This window comes from Veillonella sp. AS16, from assembly GCF_000517785.1.
Lineage (GTDB): Bacteria > Bacillota > Negativicutes > Veillonellales > Veillonellaceae > Veillonella > Veillonella denticariosi.
Genome location: NZ_AZYX01000012.1, coordinates 1 through 18,512 on the forward strand (window position 1 = coordinate 1; position 18,512 = coordinate 18,512).

Consider the following 18,512-nt stretch of genomic DNA (forward strand, 5'->3'; position numbering starts at 1 on the left):
AGCTAAAGAAGCAAGCTCAAAGCTTGCTTCTTTTTTATTACACTATGATATAATAGTTATTAATATCAACCTTTCATATTGTTATTTAAATTCGTGGAGGAATCATGACACATAGATTTAAAGGCTTTATTCGTCCATTACTCACCCTAGGCGCTGTGGCGGTTATTTCAGCTGCGAGCATTGCCCAGGCGGCAACAATCCAATCTGAAACATCAGTTCAAACAAGGGAACAACACCCTATACTGTCCGCTTCAACTCAAAAAGCTTCTATAGCACCGTATGATGCGAATGTAATAAACCAGATACCAACTGCTGCCGGTAATGCCGGTGCACAGGACAAAGCGACTATCAACGATTCCACAGCAAATTATGACGGTCACCTAAAAAATTTCCCGAGCCGAAAGGTGACCATCGTTGTTCCCGCCACATTGAAAAATGAAAAAACCGCTCAATTCGGTCAATATATGACGGAACGCGTATCAAGCCTATTAAAATATCCATATTATGATACGACCATCGTCAGCACAAATACGCCGACTGCAAATATTTCGGCTACCGATTTAACTCAAATTGCGGCGGCGCAAAATTCCGATATCGTAATCATGCCGGTTCCGATTCAGGATACATATGTCCAGTTAAACTCCATCAATAAAATTCCCCCAGCCGATAATGATGAAATCTACATCACTGCAAAGGTAAGCGGGCTTTTATACTACTATGATACAAATGACAAAATAGTTCATACGGTACGTAGCGGCTTCAATCAAACGGACGACACATTGACTATGCCAACGCATAAAATGATTTGGAACAAGGTTGTATCCATGTTGCTCGATCAATTACCATACAAGCGAATCCCGACGGACCAAGACCGCTATCAGGCTCCCGGCGTCAATGCGGAATCACCGGTAGTGCTGGACTTTCAAGTTGAACAACCTAAAAACACGGCATATTCCCTCAAAGGGGTCAGCGTATTATAAAATCGCATAATACATAACAAAGGGCTAACCGATCGGTTAGCCCTTTTAGGGTTATAGGACAAAACAACACGTTCTGTCCTATAAGCCCTCTTTTATTATATTTGTTTTGTTACATGTAGTCGCAACAGCGCCCGTTTCAGAGCAGCTTGCGCCCGTTCCACATCAATATCCGGTGTCGGATGGGACAGCCGACTTTCGGCACGCTCTTTCGCACGCCGAGCACGTTCAATATCAATCACGTCCGGATCTTGACAATCAGGCGTTACGATATTCACCTTGTTATGTTCGATTTCACAGAAACCGCCGAATACAGCATATTCCTTTGATGTACCACCGGGCTCATCAATGCGTAACGGGGCCACATCTAAAGCGATAATCATGGGTGCATGATTGGGTAATATCCCGAAGCTTCCGTCGATAGCACGGCCCACAAAGAATGTAGACTGTCCATCATATACAACCGAATCAGGCGTAATAATCTGTAGGGTCATAGGTTCCGCCATGGATTATTCCCCCTTCTCTTGCATTTCCTTTGCTTTTTGAACGGCTTCATCAATGGTACCGACCATATAGAAAGCGCCTTCCGGCAAATCATCATGCTTACCGTCCAGGATTTCTCTGAAGCCTCTCAATGTTTCGGACAATGGTACGTATTTGCCGGGAGAACCGGTAAATACTTCGGCTACGAAGAACGGTTGACTCAAGAAACGTTGAATCTTACGTGCGCGGGATACGGTGAGCTTATCTTCGTCAGATAATTCTTCCATACCGAGGATTGCGATGATATCTTGAAGATCCCGATATTTTTGCAATACTTCCTGTACGCCGCGAGCTACCGCATAATGTTCTTCACCAAGTACATGTGGGTCCAAAATACGGCTTGTAGAATCCAACGGATCCACCGCCGGATAAATGCCTAATTCCGCAATGGAACGGGACAATACAGTTGTCGCGTCCAAGTGAGCGAATGTTGCAGCCGGTGCCGGGTCAGTCAAGTCATCGGCAGGTACGTATACAGCTTGTACGGAGGTAATGGAACCTTCTTTTGTAGATGTAATACGTTCCTGTAACGCCCCTACGTCATTAGCCAATGTAGGTTGATAACCTACGGCAGACGGCATACGGCCTAAGAGGGCGGATACTTCGGAACCCGCCTGGATAAAGCGGAAGATGTTATCGATGAACAAGAGCACGTCCTGTTTCTTCACATCACGGAAGTATTCAGCCATTGTAAGCCCTGTAAGACCTACACGCATACGAGCCCCTGGCGGTTCATTCATCTGGCCGTATACGAGGGCCGTTTTATTGATAACGCCGGACTCTTTCATTTCATTCCACAAGTCATTACCTTCACGGGTACGTTCCCCTACGCCGGAGAATACGGAATAGCCGCCGTGCTCAGTCGCAACGTTGTGGATCAGTTCCATAATCAATACGGTTTTACCTACACCGGCACCACCGAAAAGACCGATTTTACCGCCTTTTACATATGGGGCGATGAGATCAACGACCTTGATACCGGTTTCCAGAATTTGTGTGTCCGGAGAAAGGTCATCAAATTTAGGTGCCGGACGGTGAATCGGCCATTTTGCATCAGCTACCACAGGCGCCGGATCATGGTCCACCGTTTCACCGAGGACGTTAAAGATACGACCTAATACGCCATCCCCTACAGGAACGGAAATAGGTGCACCAGTATCCTCAGCCTCCATATTACGGGTCATACCGTCAGTAGAACTCATGGCAACACAGCGAACGGTATCGTCCCCCAAATGCTGCATAACCTCTACTACAATTTTTTGTCTATCGTGTGCTTTATGATCATGGTAGATGTAAATAGCGTTATAAATGGCTGGTAAATGACCCGCTTCAAAACGCACGTCTACAACCGGTCCGATGACCTGCACAACTTTACCAATATTATTACTCATCGACAGATGTCTCCTTATCTATTGCAAGGCATTAGCGCCACCAACGATTTCAGAAATTTCATTTGTAATACTGGATTGACGTAACTTATTATATTCAAGCCCTAGGGAATCAATGAGTTCCCCCGCATTATCCGTTGCGGATGTCATGGCCGTCATACGAGCGCCCAGTTCACTGGCAGCGGATTGCAACAATCCATTATATACGGTAATTTCTAAATACTTCGGCAATAGCGCTTCCAAAACGGATACGGCGGATGGCATAAAATCATATTCCTCACCCTGTACCTCGTCTTGCGGCTGCTCAATCGGCAACAAACGTTCAGCCTGTGCAATTTGCGTCATAGAATTTACAAACCGTGTATAAATCATGATAACTTCGTCTACTTCATGACGTTCGTATAGTGAAAGCGCCTCATTCATAATAGCGCGCGCATGTTCATAGGATGGCTTGTCGGAAAATCCGCTAAAGGATTTATCGATATGGATACTTCTGGATTTCATGCTGTCCCGAGGTTTTCGCCCCACCGTGATGACACGGTACGCTTCCGGGCTTTTACCGTGAAGCTGCTCCATAGCAAACTTCAACACATTCGACGAGAACGCTCCGGCAAGGCCTTTATCGGCGCCCACTACAATATAACAGGTTCTCTCTACGGGGCGTACCTCCAAGAGAGGGCTTTCAAAACCTTCCAAGTCACTATTCGACATATGACGCAAGATTTGCCCAACCTTCTCCGCATAGGGACGGGTTGCTTCCGCCTTTGTCTGAGCCTTACGGAGTCGAGCTGACGCTACCATCTTCATCGCTTTTGTAATTTGTTGCGTACTGGTAACACTTTTTATGCGCTTTCGCAAATCTTGTGCACTAGCCATACATTACGCCTCCTTATGAGACACTAACGTATGAGTAGAGCCAAATGCTTCCACACATTCCGGAATTGCTTGCTTCAATAGGTTTTCTGTTTCTTCCTCTAATTTCTTAGACGTATCGATATTGCTGATAATTTCAGGATAATTAGCTTTCACATAGCGCAATAATTCCGCCTCGAACGCCAATACATCATCAACCTGAATAGATGATAAATATCCCTTTGTACCTGCATATAAACAGATAACCACTTCAGCAACGCTCATCGGTTCGTATTGACCCTGTTTCAACATCTCCGTCAACCGTTCGCCGCGATCGAGCTGAGCACGAGTCGCCGCATCAAGATCGGAACCGAACTGGGCAAATGCCGCAAGTTCACGATATTGAGCAAGGTCCAAACGCAATTGACCCGCTACCTGTTTCATCGCTTTAGTCTGTGCACTGCCGCCTACACGGGATACGGACAAACCTACGTCAACGGCAGGACGAACACCTGAGTAGAACATATCGGTTCCCAAGAATATCTGACCGTCCGTAATGGAAATTACGTTTGTCGGAATATACGCGGATACGTCGCCGGCCTGCGTTTCAATAATCGGCAATGCCGTAATGGAACCGCCGCCGAGTTCTGGTGAAAGCTTCGCCGCACGTTCCAACAGACGGCTATGTAAGTAGAATACGTCACCCGGATATGCCTCACGCCCCGGTGGACGGCGCAATAATAGCGACATAGCACGATATGCAGCCGCCTGTTTTGTTAAGTCATCATATACGCACAATACGTGTTTGCCTTGATACATGAAGTATTCACCCATGGCAACACCCGCATATGGTGCGATATATTGAAGCGGCGCACCTGTGGATGCACTTGCGGATACTACGATAGTGTAATCCATCGCACCGGCTTCTTCTAATTTCTGAACCACGCGCGCAACGGTGGATTCCTTTTGCCCGATGGCTACATAAATACAGATAACGTCCTTGCCCTTTTGGTTCAAGATTGTATCCAAGGCGATTGCCGTTTTACCGGTACCGCGGTCACCGATGATAAGTTCACGTTGTCCACGGCCGATCGGTACCATCGAGTCAATGGCTTTAAGCCCCGTTTGCAACGGTTCATTTACGGACTGACGATCCGCAATACCCGGTGCAGGATGCTCGATAGGACGACGTTCCGTAGCATGGATGGTGCCCTTGCCGTCAAGCGGTTGTCCCAATGGATTCACAACGCGACCAATCAAGGCATCCCCTGCCGGAACATCCATAATTTTACCAGTACGACGCACTTCATCGCCTTCTTTAATCAGGAAGTCATCACCTAAAAGTACGGCACCGACATTATCCAATTCCAAGTTCAAAACCAAGCCATAAACACCGTGAGGTAATTCCAACAACTCACCGGCCATGGCTCTTTCAAGACCATAAATATGGGCGATGCCGTCCCCTACGTCGAGAACTGTACCCACGTCATCGACATTGAGATCAACATCATAGTCCTGAATCTGCTGTTTGATTATAGCAGTGATTTCTTCAGGCTTCATTTTCATATATACCCATTCACCCCTATCTAATAGAGTTCGTTCGCAATAAAGATTTTTCTAATTCCTGTAACCGGCGAGATACGGATCCGTCTATGCGCTTATCCCCTAATTGGATAACGATACCGCCCATAATGGATGGGTCCTGGCGCACCGTCAGGATGACCTCTTTCCCCGTTACATCTTGCAGTTTAGCCTGTACGGATTGTTCTACCGCCGCGGTAATCGGTTCCGCTACAATGACAGTAGCCTCCAATATACCTCTCGCTTCCCGAGACTTTTTGATAAACCCTTTTATAGCCGTTTCAATATAGCGATAACGACCGCGTTTTATCATAACATACAGGAAGTGTAGAGCCGTTTTATCGATAGCGGACTCAAAAATCTTGCCCATCAACTTGATTTTCACATCTGTCGTAACCAGCGGATTTTCTAAAAACGCCCGCAACTCAGACTGTTCCGCCATAACAGAGGCTACATAACCCAATTGTTCCTCCATGAGGGCTAAACTATTTTGTTCTTGCGCTAATTCAAACATAGCCGAACTGTATTTATCTGCTACAATTTCTGTGCTCATCGTATCACAACCCTATCGTTTTACTATCAAGTTGACGAATAGCGTCTTCGATCAATTTTGTATTAGTTTCGCTGTTCATATCTTTAGCAACAACTTTCCCAGCCATAGCTACAGATAAAGATACCACTTCGTTACGCAAGCTATTCATAGCACGATCGCGTTCAATAGCAATATCTTGGCGAGCACGATTTTTTTCTTGTTCAATTTGCTCGCGTGCTCTTGACAATTGTTCACGTGTTGTATTTTCTGCTTCTTGAACTGCTTTTTCCACAATTTGTTGTGCCTCTACACGAGCATTAGCAATTTGAGCTGCATAATCAGCTTTAAACCCTTCTGCTTCTGCGCGAGCTTGTTCTGCATCTTCTAAGTCTTTAGCAATTCGTTCTTTACGTTCTGTCATTATAGCCAATAATGGTTTATATGCAAAACGAGCCAATAGCCAAACTAATATAAAAAAGTTCAACATTTGAGCAAGAATCGTTCCAAGGCTTAAGTCAACCAAGGTTATTCCTCCTCGTTATTATCTGAATAACAAAATAAATGCTACTACTACACCGATAATAGGCATCGCTTCGATCAAGCCAATCGCTACGAACATAGTAGACATCAATTGACCGCGCAGTTCAGGTTGGCGTGTAATACCTTCAATAACTTTGCTAGATACAAGACCATCACCGATACCTGCACCAATGGCACCACAACCTACTGCGATTGCCGCTGCTAACGCGAATAAACCTTGAGCTTCCATAATATATCCTCCATATAAATTAATTAATGTTCCTCACTAAGCCCCATCCCCAAATAGGATGCAGTAAGAACAGTAAAAATAAAGGCTTGAATAATACCAATAAATAAGCTAAAAGCAATCCAAACCCATGGTACCGGCACAAACCAAGGCAAGTTATATAATACTTCTAACAAAATTTCACCAGCTACGATATTACCGAATAGACGGAAAGCAAGTGTAACAGGTCTAGCAATTTCTTCAAAAATATTGAGTATTAACAAAGCCTTATAAGGTCGTACAAAATGCTTAAAATAAGATAAGCCTTTAACTTTAACCCCCATAACCCATACCACTAATGTACTACATAAAGCTAAAGCAATTGTAGTGTTAATATCGGATGTTGGTGATGTTAAAGCCTTGAATGTTGGCATTAATCCTAACTCATTTCCTACAAAAATAAATAAGAAAAACGTAAATAACAAGGAACTCACCATCGGCCAATGGCGACCCAAATTCGGAGCTAATTGCCCCTCTAAGCCTTCTAATATAGATTCCACTATATTCTGCAAGCCTACAGGCACCAATTTACGTCCCCGGGTGGCTAATACTGTTATCAGTATTACGATAGCCATAGTAACCCATGTAGCAATTAAAGTATCCATATTAAATGTCAACCCCAACCACTGCACGACCTCATGGTGTCCCGCATGTAATTCCACGTTCTCAACCCCTTCCATAAACATAATAAAACCTAATATATTTACATTAATATAAATATAATATATATGTATCATCATACATCGTTATAGATATATAATCAACACTTGAGGGGTAAACAATTCCAATTACTCATAAATATTTTGTGCATAATGCATTATTGGAATACACATATCATTTAATACATATAATCATGAGATTAGAAATGTCGACTAAGCAACCAGTACACTACATATAATACAGGTTGTATCAGTGCAATACCAATAAACATACTAATAGCCTCTATTCCTTGGATTTTCAATCCTAAGACCACTAAAGAGCCTACTAATAAGAGACGCCATATCATCTGTCTGCGCGCCTTACGAACAGCCTTATAAGGATCATCTAATATAATTGCTTGACCATGTAATGCAAGGCTAAGCAAGTAGAGTACCATTATGAAAACGCCCCACAACCAGCCCCATACATAGTGTTGTAATCCGCATGCAACCTGTATTATTACACCTAAAAAGGCAATAAAAAAACAAGTCAGTAGCACGCGCACTATGAATTTTACATATTGATTCATATACACCTCACTACATAACCTGTTTGTACAACATATAGAATCCTGTGACGGCTCCGATCAGACCCAATATTATCATGCATAGCGGACTGGTTTCTAACCAACCGTCCAATTTATATCCGATCCAAACAAAGCCGCCGATACAGGCAGCTAGTGTCATCCCTGCGGATGTGGCCATAGCCATGGCTTTCACAGTATCCTTATCCATCTTATTTACCGAACCGTTCCGGACGTTTCGCATCGCCCAAGAATTCATGACGAAGCGCCTGAATGATACGTTCCGATGCTTTGCCGTCACCGTAAGGGTTCACGGAGTTCGACATCAATTTATAGGCTTTTTCGTTACTTAATAATTCATAGGCCGCACCATGTACAGCATCCTTATCCGTGCCTACGAGACGTACCGTACCCGCTTCAACGGCTTCGGGGCGTTCCGTCGTATCACGCAATACGAGAACCGGCTTTCCAAGCGCAGGAGCCTCCTCCTGAATACCGCCGGAATCTGTGAGAATCAGATAGGATTTAGCCATCAAATTTGCAAACGGTTCATAATCGAGAGGATCGATAAGGGTCACGCGCTCAACGGAGCCCAGTTCCTCCTGCACCACTTGACGCACCTTCGGATTCTTATGAACAGGAAATACCACTTGAATATCGTCAAACTCAGCAATCAAATCGCGGATAGCCTGATACACATGGCGCATAGGCTCGCCCAAATTCTCTCTGCGATGAGTCGTTACGAGGATTGTTCTTTTAGCGGGATCCAGTGCATTAATCGCTTCGTCCTCAAAGATATAATTATTCTGTACCGTCGTATCGAGAGCATCGATAACTGTATTGCCCGTTACATATAGATGAGCATCATTGATATTTTCCTTTTTCAGATTGCTTTCAGAGCTGGACGTAGGCGCAAAATGATAGGTTGCAATAGAGCCTGTGAGTTTACGGTTCATCTCCTCAGGAAACGGCGAGTAGATATCTCCCGTCCGAAGTCCCGCCTCCACATGTCCCACGGGAATTTCCTGATAAAAGGACGCCAAAGCCCCCGCAAAGGTTGTCGTCGTATCGCCGTGAACGAGAACGACATCAGGTTTCGCTTTTTCCAACACATCCTTGAGACCCAACAACGCACGATTTGTTACGTCATACAGCGTTTGCCCCTGACTCATAATATTTAAATCATAATCCGGCGTAATGTTAAACAGGTGCAGTACTTGATCGAGCATATCTCTATGCTGAGCCGTTACCGTTACAATGGGCTCCATATCCGGAGCCGCCTGCAATGCTTTCACAAGAGGGGCCATCTTAATCGCCTCAGGTCTTGTACCGAAGATTGTCATAACTTTTAACATAGTTGCCTCCAATATAATAAGGTAGAAAAAAAGGGGCGCAAGCGCCCCACATATGGTTATTCCTTATGAGAATCATCCGGATTCTCCAAAGCTTTGGCCAATTCATCACGATCGAAGGATATGGTATCATCCGAATCGCTGCGTTCAATTGTAGGACGTGGTAACGGATGCCCTGCCGCATCGCTATGCATGATAACACCAAGACGGCGGGCAATATAAATACTGCACAAGAAAATCACTAAGACCAAGGTCGCTCCGACCCAGGCGTTAACCTCCGCAACGATAACGGATACGCCACCGAAAAGAGCTGTTACGGCATACATCATGAGGACCGCCTGCTTTTGAGACAGGCCCTGAGCTAATAAACGATGATGCACATGACCTTTATCGGGTTTAAAAATCGGACGTCCGCTGATTTTGCGGCGCACAATGGCGAATAAGGTATCCAAAATCGGCAATCCTAACACGATAGCCGGCACTACTAAAGCGATCATGGCCGCCGTCTTGACGGCACCCATAACGGAAATAGCCGCCAACGTGTAGCCTAACAACATAGAACCCGTATCACCCATGAATATTTTAGCCGGATTAAAGTTATATCGCAAAAAGCCTACCGTAGCACCCGCCAAAGCAAGCGCAATACAAGCCAGATCGATTTGACCGAGCTGTAAGGTCATCGCACACACGGCGATACAGGCGATAAAGGATATACCCGCAGCTAACCCGTCAAGACCGTCGATGAGGTTTACGATATTCGTAAAGCCTACAATCCAAAATATAGTCAACGGAATCGCCCAATATTTGAGGTAGATTACACCGCCCCAAGGAAGGTTGATAAAGTCCACTCGAATATCATAGGCCACGAGAATAGCCGCCGCAATAATCTGCCCCATCAGCTTTGTCTTAGGTTCAATCTGCTTGATATCATCCCAAATACCGACGATAACGAGAATGACCGTACCGAGCACAAAACCGAATAATTTATGGTCATGAGGGATTGAACCGTTAAGCAGAACAGATCCCATATAACCGAGAAAAATCGCCAATCCACCGAGTCGTGGAATCGCACCGTGATGCACCTTACGAGCATCCGGCTTATCTATTGCCCCGACGGCGACCGCAAAGCGTTTCACCAGGGGCGTCAATGCATATGTTATGATGAGCGCCAACACAAAGGCCCACACATAATCAGGCATGAACTCTCTCATAAGACACCTCCAACAACCGGGTCACATTCACTGAATTAGTTCGTCAAACTGCGGATAGGTGCCGGAATACGACCGCCACGCGCAATAAACTCTGCCGCACTATAAGGACTCACCTCAATAATAGGGGCATAGCCTAACAGTCCACCAAACTTAACGACTTCACCGACCGTTTTACCCGGTACAGGAATGACGCGAACCGCTGTCGTCTTATTATTAATCATGCCAATCGCCGCTTCATCAGCGATGATAGCGGAAATCGTATCTGCCGTCGTGTCCCCCGGGATAGCGATCATATCAAGCCCTACGGAGCACACACAAGTCATGGCTTCCAACTTATCTAGGGAAAGACTGCCGCAAGCCACGGCATCGATCATGCCCGCATCTTCCGATACAGGGATAAATGCGCCGCTGAGGCCGCCTACATGCGAAGAGGCCATAAGGCCGCCTTTTTTCACCGCATCATTGAGCAGTGCCAACGCAGCCGTCGTACCATGACATCCGCAGGAAGATAAACCCATTTCCTCCAATACATGTGCCACAGAGTCGCCTACGGCCGGTGTCGGAGCCAACGATAAATCGATGATGCCGAACGGTTTACCGAGACGACGGGACGCCTCTTGTGCCACCAGCTGGCCGACGCGAGTGATTTTGAAAGCCGTCCGTTTAATCGTTTCAGCCACTACATCAAAGGGCTCACCGCGAACGGACTCCAATGCATGTTTCACAACGCCAGGACCGGATACCCCAACGGAAATAGCACTATCCCGTTCCGTAACGCCGAAGAAGGCCCCCGCCATAAACGGATTATCCTCAACAGGATTACAGAATATAACGAGCTTTGCACAGCCAAGAGCATCATTATCCTTGGTGAGTTCCGCCGTTCTCTTTACGATGAGGCCCATTTCCCGCACCGCATCCATATTGATACCGGTCTTAGTAGAACCTACACCTACGGAGCTGCACACGATATCCGTCATCGCCAATGCTTCCGGAATCGATTCAATCAGGATACGATCCGCACGTGTCGCCCCCTTCGTAACGAGAGCTGAGAAACCGCCGATAAAATTAACACCTACGGTCTTTGCCGCTCTATCCATGGCCTCCGCGACAGGTACATAAGACGTTAAATCGGTACCGCCCGCCACGAGGGAGATAGGTGTCACGGAAACACGTTTATTGATGATAGGGATACCGAACTCTCGCTCGATATCTTCACCGGTAGATACCAAATGTTCCGCTTCCTTTGTAATGCGATCATAAATGCGGTCGCATAACTCTTTACCGGAACCGGAAGCACATTCTAACAAACTGATACCCATCGTAATCGTACGCACATCAAGCTTATTATCGTGAATCATCTGATTCGTTTCTAGAATATTATCGATAGATAACATGGTGCCCCCTATCCTACGCGGTGCATGCTCAAGAAAATATCCGCATGTTGAGCGCGAATTTCCACGCCGAGTTTCGTTCCTAATGCTGTCAATGCATCCTGAATAGACGTCAAATCCTTTACGTCTTCGGATTCAGTCTCGCACATCATAATCATATTGAACAGACCATCCAAAATAGTCTGATTAATTGACAGAATATTGACTCCATGATCAGCCAAAACTGTACTGACCCCCGCAATGATACCAACGCGGTCGACGCCGACAACGGTAACAACTAATTTCATAATATCACCTTTTCTATGGACTACAAACCATCTAACCGTATACGGTCATTCGATAAACTATATTAATATATTATATCATAATTTATCGCTTTTTTTCGGTGAATTCTTCATGAGATTACACAAAACTATAAATAGTTATGCATCTTCTGAAAGTGCGGCGGTTACAATTTCTTCACCGGCCGTCAACAATGCCACGAGACCGCGGTCACCTTTATAGCTTTCACCATAAATTTTATACAGGTCCTCCGTGCCTGACGGACGCGCTACAAACCAGCCTGTCTCAGTTTCTACACGAACCCCGTCAATGGGCATATCTTTATAAAGTGATGTAGTGCGAATCGCAGTAATCGGATCACCATCTACCTCAACAGCCGTAATCGCACCCGCATCAAGGGCTTTCAATTTTACCTTTGCCGCCTTGGAGCAAGGTGCGTCGATGCGACCGAATCGAGGTTCTCCGCAATCTTCAATGATACCCTTATACAATTTTTCAACGGTGGCGCCCATAACAGCCAGCATTTCAATGGACAACAAGGCCATGATTATGCCGTCCTTATCGGTGGTCCAAACGGTGCCATCCTTTTTGAGAAACGATGCTCCGGCAGATTCTTCACCGCCGATACCGATAGTTCCGTCGAATAAAAGAGGACTGAAATATTTAAAGCCCACCGGTACTTCATAGACCTCGATGCCCTTCTTCGCAGCCCATTTATCGATCATCGTAGTACATACGACGGTCTTTCCGACGCCTTTATCCTTCCATCCGCGCGTCGTAAAGAGATAATCCGCCGCAGTCGCCAGAAAGGCATTCGGTGATGCCAGCCCTTCCGGACTTACCACACCGTAACGGTCATAATCAGGATCATTACCGACAGCCAAATCGTAATTGCCGATTTGCCTGATGACATCCGCCATGGCATATTCGGACGAGCAGTCCATGCGAACCTTGCCGTCATGGTCATAGGTCATAAAGCTGAACGTAGGGTCGTAATCATCATTGATGATGTCCATATTCAAATGGTAACGCTCGTTAATAGCCCTCCAGTAACTGCTGCCGCTACCACCAAGAGCGTTGACGAGAACCTTCAGTTTCGCACTTTGAATGGCCTCCATGTTGATAATGGAGGATAATTCTTCCACATAAAGTCCTTTGTAATCATACGGTTCCTGTTGCGACGGCTCTATATTGTCCAAACTGATGCGTTTAAATCCATCCATCTCGCAATAAGCGCGCAAATATTCATTCGCTCTGGTTTCAATCCACTTTGTCACCAATGTATCCGCCGGCCCGCCGTTAACGGTATTATATTTAATACCGCCGTTATCCGGAGGATTATGAGACGGCGTGATGACAATTCCGTCAGCCTTATCATCATGGCTTTCATTATAACGAATAATAGCACGGGAAATAGACGGCGTCGGTACAAAGTCCATATCGCTGTCAACCATTGCAACGATACCGTTGCCGGCCAACACCTCAAGAACCGTCACCAATGCCGGTTGTGATAAAGCATGTGTATCCTGACCCACGAATATAGGGCCGGTAGCGCCGAACTGTCCCCGTCCATCGCAGATAGCCTGTGTAATAGCCGCCACATGAAGGTCCGTAAAGGTCCCGTTAAGCGACGTTCCGCGGTGCCCTGACGTGCCGAAAGACACCAGTTGTGTCGGATCATTCATGTCCGGCGTATTATCAGAATACGCCTCTATCAAGGCCTCTAAATCAATAATATCTTGTTCTTGTACAGGCTTGCCTGCTAACTCATGAGCCATAGGAACCTCCCAATCACATGTGCGGCGAACATACATAAAACCGTACATGTACATATCTGAATAATAATGAACATCTGCTCAGTTTACATAACGATAGATGTCTACACAGTCCATAAAATCATACTCTGTGAAATAATAATATAATCTATTAATTAGCGTAACATGACCATGCACTTACTTATTTGTCACATAATGTGCATTTTCCTGACATTCTTTTGCCAGCATTTCCACCGAAGCCGGTATCGTAGGTCGTGTAAAACCTTCTCCGATAACCTCCTGCGCATCGGTAATGAGGATAAACGCATGCTCGTCCGCCTCTTGAATGACTTCTTTCAGTTTATTCACCTGCAACAGATTTACCGCCACCATGACGATTTGTCGCGGGGTCCGCGTATAGGCACCGATACCGTTGATAATGGTCGCACCGCGACCGACCTTATTGATGATGCATTCACAAACTTCATCGGTCCGATAGGTGATGATGAAAGCCACCTTTCTCTGATTAAACCCGATGACTACTTTATTCGTAATGATCGTATATACATAAACGCTGACAAGTGTCACCGCCACCGCCTCAAGGCCTACAACGGCGACAGCCACCGCAAGGATAACGCAGTTAATGATGCTGTTAATGGACCCCATCTGCAATCCGTAATATTTCCGCACGATGAGGGCAATCGGGTCAAGACCGCCCGTATTTCCGCCGACCCGGTATACGATACCGAGTCCCACACCGGTCGTGACACCGGCCATCATGGAACTCAACAGAGGATCCTGAATAATCATGTTGTATTGCAGAAAATCAAACTGATCAATCATCCAGGATAACATCAACGTACCGTATATCGTATTGATTACGACGCGTTTTCCCAACCAGTGCCAGGCGGCCCAACATATAGGTATATTCAAAATAATATTCCATGTCCCGATGGATAGTCCCGTAAGATAATATAATATAAGCCCTAAACCGCTGAGACCGGTGCTTACCAGCTTATGCGGCAGAACGAATGCATCAAGCCCGGCGCCGAAAACAGCACACCCGACGGCAACCATCACAACCTGGTATATATCGGCTTTATACTTGGTTAACATAACCCCTCCAAATTGCCATTTCCCTATAAATATTCTATAATGGATTAACTAAAACATACGCATTTACAATACCTTTAAGAATAATACAACAGCGTATACAGATTCATCATAAACCACTTAATGGTTATTTTCAATCACTTTATAACAGTATAGAATAAACATATGAAATGTATATATCACATATCCATTCGAAGCTTTAACGATAAGGTTTACAATCCGGCTTCGACACATATTCTTCGACGCATATTTCAGAATTTAACTATATACATATAATAACGAGGATTTTATGAGTAAAAGTTTCGAGCAACTCGGTTGCAGTAAAATTAATATAGGGCTCGCCATCACGGGCAAACGCGATGACGGTTATCACGATATCGATTCCATCTTTCAATCCATCCGGCTCAGTGATTCCATCTACTTTGCCAAACACCATTCCGTCGTATTTTCCGGAGGTGCTCCGGAGCTGCCCGACTATATGCAGAACCTCGTCACATATGGTGAAAGCAACCTCGCTCTTAAGGCGTTACGCGCCATTCAAACCTATACGGGGTGTAAAGCGGGTGCCGCCATTCACCTGTTAAAGCGCGTGCCCGTTCAGGCCGGTCTCGGCGGCGGCAGTGCCGATGCGGCGGCGATGTTAAAAGGATTAAACAAATTTTGGGACCTTCGTCTGACGCAAGATGAATTATTGACATTAGGCTCTCAATTAGGTTCCGACATTCCCTTTCTATTACACGGCGGTACGGCACGCGGCACGGGTCGCGGAGAAGTCCTGACCTACGGTATGTCTCCACAACCGCATTGGCTCCTATTGGTTAAACCGACGACATCCGTTTCAACGGCATCCGCATATAATCAATTCAAAGGTAAGTCAAAGGCCACGTCCGAAACGATCGATACGGTGCAGAAACACATCGAAAACAACGATATGTATGCTGCTTTCACAAGCAGCATCAACACCTTTGAAGAACTGCTGTTCCCCGAACACGAGGAATTGGCGCAATGCAAGGAGTTCTTTACATCCCGCGGATATCCGACCATCATGACCGGCAGCGGCCCGACGATGGTGGTACTGCTCGATAAAGCGGCGGACGCATTACGTCTGCAGGAGGAAATCTCCAAAGCGGGCCACGACTGGCTATCACTCATTACAAAAACATGCACGGAGGAGGATTAACAATGACAAAACGGCTGCAACCCATACGCCTCGACGCGTACAAACCGCTACGGGAAGTTGTAAGTGAAACATTGCGGCAAGCCATACAGGAAGGCATTTTAAAGCCCGGCGAGCGACTCATGGAAATTCCTCTGGCAGAGGAACTGGGCGTCAGCCGTACACCGATTCGCGAAGCCATCCGCAAGCTCGAACTGGAGGGCTTCGTCGTTATGATACCGCGCCGAGGCACCTATGTGGCGAACATTTCCTTGAAGGATATTACGCAGGTTTTTGAAATTCGATCCGCCCTGGAAGAACTCGCGGCAGGTCTTGCGGCGGAGCGCATCACGGCGGAAGAAATCGAAACCTTGGAGCGCATGCTCGTTGAAATCGGGGACCACATGGAAAACAAGGATATGGAATCCGTTATCACCGCTGACGTGGAATTTCACGAAGTATTATACAAGGCGTCCCGTAATCAACGGCTGGCGGATATTGTTCACAATCTGCGGGAGCAGACCTACCGTTTCCGCAGCTTCTCCATGAATCAGCCGGGCCGGTTGCGCAAAACATGGGAGGAACATCGCCAGCTCGTAGAGGCCATCGCCTCCCATAACGAGACGCAAGCACGCAAGCTAGCGCGAATTCACATGGAACATTCCGAACAGACCCTTTTAAAAGGGATGGAGGAATCCACCGAATTCGATATGTCCAAATAAGTTTTAACAAGAAAGGGATTTTTTATGGAAGCATATTTAAATGACCTAGTGTCCACCATAAACGGTTATTTGTGGAACTACCTCATCATCTTCATTCTCATCGGCGCAGGCCTCTTCTTTACAATGACGACGAACTTCGTACAGATTCGCATGTTCAAAGAAATGCTTCGCCTAGTAGCGACTGGTGCAGGCAACTCGACCGAAAAAAATCACGTATCCTCATTCCAGGCCTTTTGTGTCAGCACCGCCTCCCGCGTAGGTGTCGGCAACATCGCAGGCATTGCCATCGCCGTTGTATTAGGCGGTCCCGGTGCCATCTTCTGGATGTGGATTATCGCTCTCATCGGTTCTGCAACCGGTTTTATTGAAAGTACATTAGCTCAGATCTATAAAGAACCCCTTGCAAAAGGCGGATTTTACGGCGGTCCGGCCTACTACATCCGCTACGGTCTCAACAATAAGTTCTTATCCGTTCTTTTCGCCATCCTGATCAGTGTTACCTTCGGATGGATTTACAATTCCGTACAGGCCAATACATTAGCGGCCTCCCTTGTTACCTTCGACTTTGATGTAACATACACGGGTGCTGTCGTAGCTGTACTCGTAGGTCTCGTCATCTTCGGTGGTATCAGCCGTGTAGCCAAGGTATCGGAAGTATTGGTACCGATCATGGCCGTTCTCTATATCTTGACAGCCCTCTTCGTTGTCATCATGAATATCGAGCATTTTCCTCATGTGATTTACACCATCGTTACATCCGCCTTTGACCCTTATGCGGCAGGTGGCGGCTTCATGGGCGCTACCATGATGAACGGTATCAAACGCGGTCTCTTCTCAAACGAAGCCGGCGAAGGTTCCGTACCGAATGCGGCAGCTACAGCAGCCGTTAATCATCCGGTAGAACAGGGCCTCGTACAAGCCTTCGGAGTTTTCCTCGACACATTCATCATCTGTACCGCATCCGCTTTCATCGTCCTCGTCGTAGGAGACTACAGCACGACAGGTCTTACCGGCATCGCACTTGTGCAACATAACCTGGCACAACAACTCGGTTCCTGGGCCCCATTGGCCGTAGCCGTGTTTATCGTGATGTTCTCGTTCAGTTCCCTCGTAGGCAACTATTATTACGGTGAAATCAACATCAGCCATTTGACGGATAAAAAAGGCTATCTCTATGCGTTCCGTATCGGCGTTATCATCATGACATTCCTCGGCTCCATCGCATCGCTCGATCTGGTATGGAATCTGGCCGACTTGTTCATGGCATTTCTGGTGCTGACAAATGTGAGCTCCATCGTGCGCATGGGCCGAACTGCAGGTCTCGCCCTCGACGATTACATCAAACAACGCAAGGCCGGCGTCGAATCACCCGTATTCCACCGCTCCGTATTGAATCATCCGTACGGCGTTGTATGGTGGGGTGACGGTCAGACGACGGATTCCTCCGTACCGCCTACACCGATTGAAAATACGGTAGAAAACAGATAGTGCTTAAATTTTCTAATAACATATAATTTCCTAACCAAAATATAGGCCCCCTTGGTGCAATTATCGACACCGAGGGGGTCCTATATTTTTACTATATTTTCTAAAATATGCTCTATTATCTCTTATCAAGACCTTCTCAATCC

20 protein-coding genes are annotated in these 18,512 nt (G+C 46.2%); 4 read left to right on the top strand and 16 right to left on the bottom strand.

Annotated elements, in window-relative coordinates:
* The first annotated feature begins 104 nt into the window (after window positions 1-104).
* Window positions 105-980 (top strand): hypothetical protein, encoded by an 876-nt coding sequence (locus HMPREF1521_RS04595; protein WP_038116419.1) that lies wholly within the window; start codon window positions 105-107, stop codon window positions 978-980.
* Between the two features lie 95 nt (window positions 981-1,075).
* On the opposite strand, the gene atpC is transcribed toward HMPREF1521_RS04595, so the two are convergent.
* The 16 genes from atpC to HMPREF1521_RS04675 form a co-directional block, all read right to left on the bottom strand.
* Window positions 1,076-1,483 (bottom strand): ATP synthase F1 subunit epsilon, encoded by a 408-nt coding sequence (gene atpC / locus HMPREF1521_RS04600; RefSeq protein WP_038116421.1) that lies wholly within the window; start codon window positions 1,481-1,483, stop codon window positions 1,076-1,078.
* Between the two features lie 3 nt (window positions 1,484-1,486).
* The gene (gene atpD / locus HMPREF1521_RS04605) at window positions 1,487-2,911 is read right to left on the bottom strand and encodes a F0F1 ATP synthase subunit beta (protein ID WP_038116423.1); all 1,425 of its coding nucleotides are present in this window, start codon (window positions 2,909-2,911) and stop codon (window positions 1,487-1,489) included.
* 18 nt (window positions 2,912-2,929) lie between these two features.
* Window positions 2,930-3,784 carry an ATP synthase F1 subunit gamma gene (atpG, locus tag HMPREF1521_RS04610; RefSeq protein WP_038116426.1) on the bottom strand — a complete coding sequence of 285 codons (855 nt, stop codon included), beginning with the start codon at window positions 3,782-3,784 and terminating at the stop codon, window positions 2,930-2,932.
* Between the two features lie 3 nt (window positions 3,785-3,787).
* A complete protein-coding gene (atpA, locus tag HMPREF1521_RS04615) occupies window positions 3,788-5,326 on the bottom strand; it encodes a F0F1 ATP synthase subunit alpha (protein ID WP_038116428.1) in 1,539 nt (512 codons plus the stop codon).
* Window positions 5,327-5,342: 16 nt separating this feature from the next.
* On the bottom strand, window positions 5,343-5,894 hold the full coding sequence (atpH, locus tag HMPREF1521_RS04620; protein ID WP_038116431.1) for an ATP synthase F1 subunit delta: 552 nt from the start codon (window positions 5,892-5,894) through the stop codon (window positions 5,343-5,345).
* 4 nt (window positions 5,895-5,898) lie between these two features.
* Window positions 5,899-6,396 carry a F0F1 ATP synthase subunit B gene (gene atpF / locus HMPREF1521_RS04625; RefSeq protein ID WP_038116433.1) on the bottom strand — a complete coding sequence of 166 codons (498 nt, stop codon included), beginning with the start codon at window positions 6,394-6,396 and terminating at the stop codon, window positions 5,899-5,901.
* A gap of 18 nt (window positions 6,397-6,414) precedes the next feature.
* Entirely contained in the window at window positions 6,415-6,642 is a 228-nt protein-coding gene (gene atpE / locus HMPREF1521_RS04630; protein WP_004695064.1) for a F0F1 ATP synthase subunit C, read from the bottom strand.
* Window positions 6,643-6,665: 23 nt separating this feature from the next.
* A complete protein-coding gene (gene atpB / locus HMPREF1521_RS04635; RefSeq protein ID WP_038116531.1) occupies window positions 6,666-7,364 on the bottom strand; it encodes a F0F1 ATP synthase subunit A in 699 nt (232 codons plus the stop codon).
* A gap of 173 nt (window positions 7,365-7,537) precedes the next feature.
* A complete protein-coding gene (locus HMPREF1521_RS04640; RefSeq protein ID WP_038116435.1) occupies window positions 7,538-7,906 on the bottom strand; it encodes a hypothetical protein in 369 nt (122 codons plus the stop codon).
* Window positions 7,907-7,916: 10 nt separating this feature from the next.
* On the bottom strand, window positions 7,917-8,111 hold the full coding sequence (locus tag HMPREF1521_RS04645) for an AtpZ/AtpI family protein (protein ID WP_038116438.1): 195 nt from the start codon (window positions 8,109-8,111) through the stop codon (window positions 7,917-7,919).
* Between the two features lies 1 nt (window position 8,112).
* Window positions 8,113-9,255, bottom strand: coding sequence for a non-hydrolyzing UDP-N-acetylglucosamine 2-epimerase (wecB, locus tag HMPREF1521_RS04650; protein ID WP_038116441.1), 1,143 nt, complete (start codon window positions 9,253-9,255; stop codon window positions 8,113-8,115).
* A gap of 56 nt (window positions 9,256-9,311) precedes the next feature.
* Complete coding sequence (locus HMPREF1521_RS04655; RefSeq protein WP_038116442.1) at window positions 9,312-10,463, bottom strand: glycosyltransferase family 4 protein; 1,152 nt, start codon at window positions 10,461-10,463, stop codon at window positions 9,312-9,314.
* A gap of 35 nt (window positions 10,464-10,498) precedes the next feature.
* Window positions 10,499-11,857: a PFL family protein gene (locus tag HMPREF1521_RS04660; protein WP_038116443.1), complete on the bottom strand. Its 1,359-nt coding sequence runs from the start codon at window positions 11,855-11,857 to the stop codon at window positions 10,499-10,501.
* An 8-nt stretch (window positions 11,858-11,865) separates the two neighbouring features.
* The gene (locus HMPREF1521_RS04665) at window positions 11,866-12,141 is read right to left on the bottom strand and encodes an ACT domain-containing protein (RefSeq protein WP_038116444.1); all 276 of its coding nucleotides are present in this window, start codon (window positions 12,139-12,141) and stop codon (window positions 11,866-11,868) included.
* A 135-nt stretch (window positions 12,142-12,276) separates the two neighbouring features.
* Window positions 12,277-13,914, bottom strand: a complete 1,638-nt coding sequence (locus HMPREF1521_RS04670) for a phosphoglucomutase (protein ID WP_038116446.1) — start codon at window positions 13,912-13,914, stop codon at window positions 12,277-12,279.
* Between the two features lie 174 nt (window positions 13,915-14,088).
* A complete protein-coding gene (locus tag HMPREF1521_RS04675; RefSeq protein WP_038116449.1) occupies window positions 14,089-15,006 on the bottom strand; it encodes a YitT family protein in 918 nt (305 codons plus the stop codon).
* A gap of 286 nt (window positions 15,007-15,292) precedes the next feature.
* On the opposite strand from HMPREF1521_RS04675, the gene ispE reads away from it, so the two are divergent.
* From ispE to HMPREF1521_RS04690, 3 genes are read left to right on the top strand one after another with little or no spacing between them, the layout of a single operon-like run.
* Window positions 15,293-16,183 (top strand): 4-(cytidine 5'-diphospho)-2-C-methyl-D-erythritol kinase, encoded by an 891-nt coding sequence (gene ispE, locus HMPREF1521_RS04680; RefSeq protein WP_038116453.1) that lies wholly within the window; start codon window positions 15,293-15,295, stop codon window positions 16,181-16,183.
* A 2-nt stretch (window positions 16,184-16,185) separates the two neighbouring features.
* The gene (locus tag HMPREF1521_RS04685; RefSeq protein WP_038116455.1) at window positions 16,186-16,881 is read left to right on the top strand and encodes a GntR family transcriptional regulator; all 696 of its coding nucleotides are present in this window, start codon (window positions 16,186-16,188) and stop codon (window positions 16,879-16,881) included.
* A 24-nt stretch (window positions 16,882-16,905) separates the two neighbouring features.
* Window positions 16,906-18,369: a sodium:alanine symporter family protein gene (locus tag HMPREF1521_RS04690; RefSeq protein ID WP_038116459.1), complete on the top strand. Its 1,464-nt coding sequence runs from the start codon at window positions 16,906-16,908 to the stop codon at window positions 18,367-18,369.
* The last annotated feature ends 143 nt before the right edge of the window (window positions 18,370-18,512 follow it).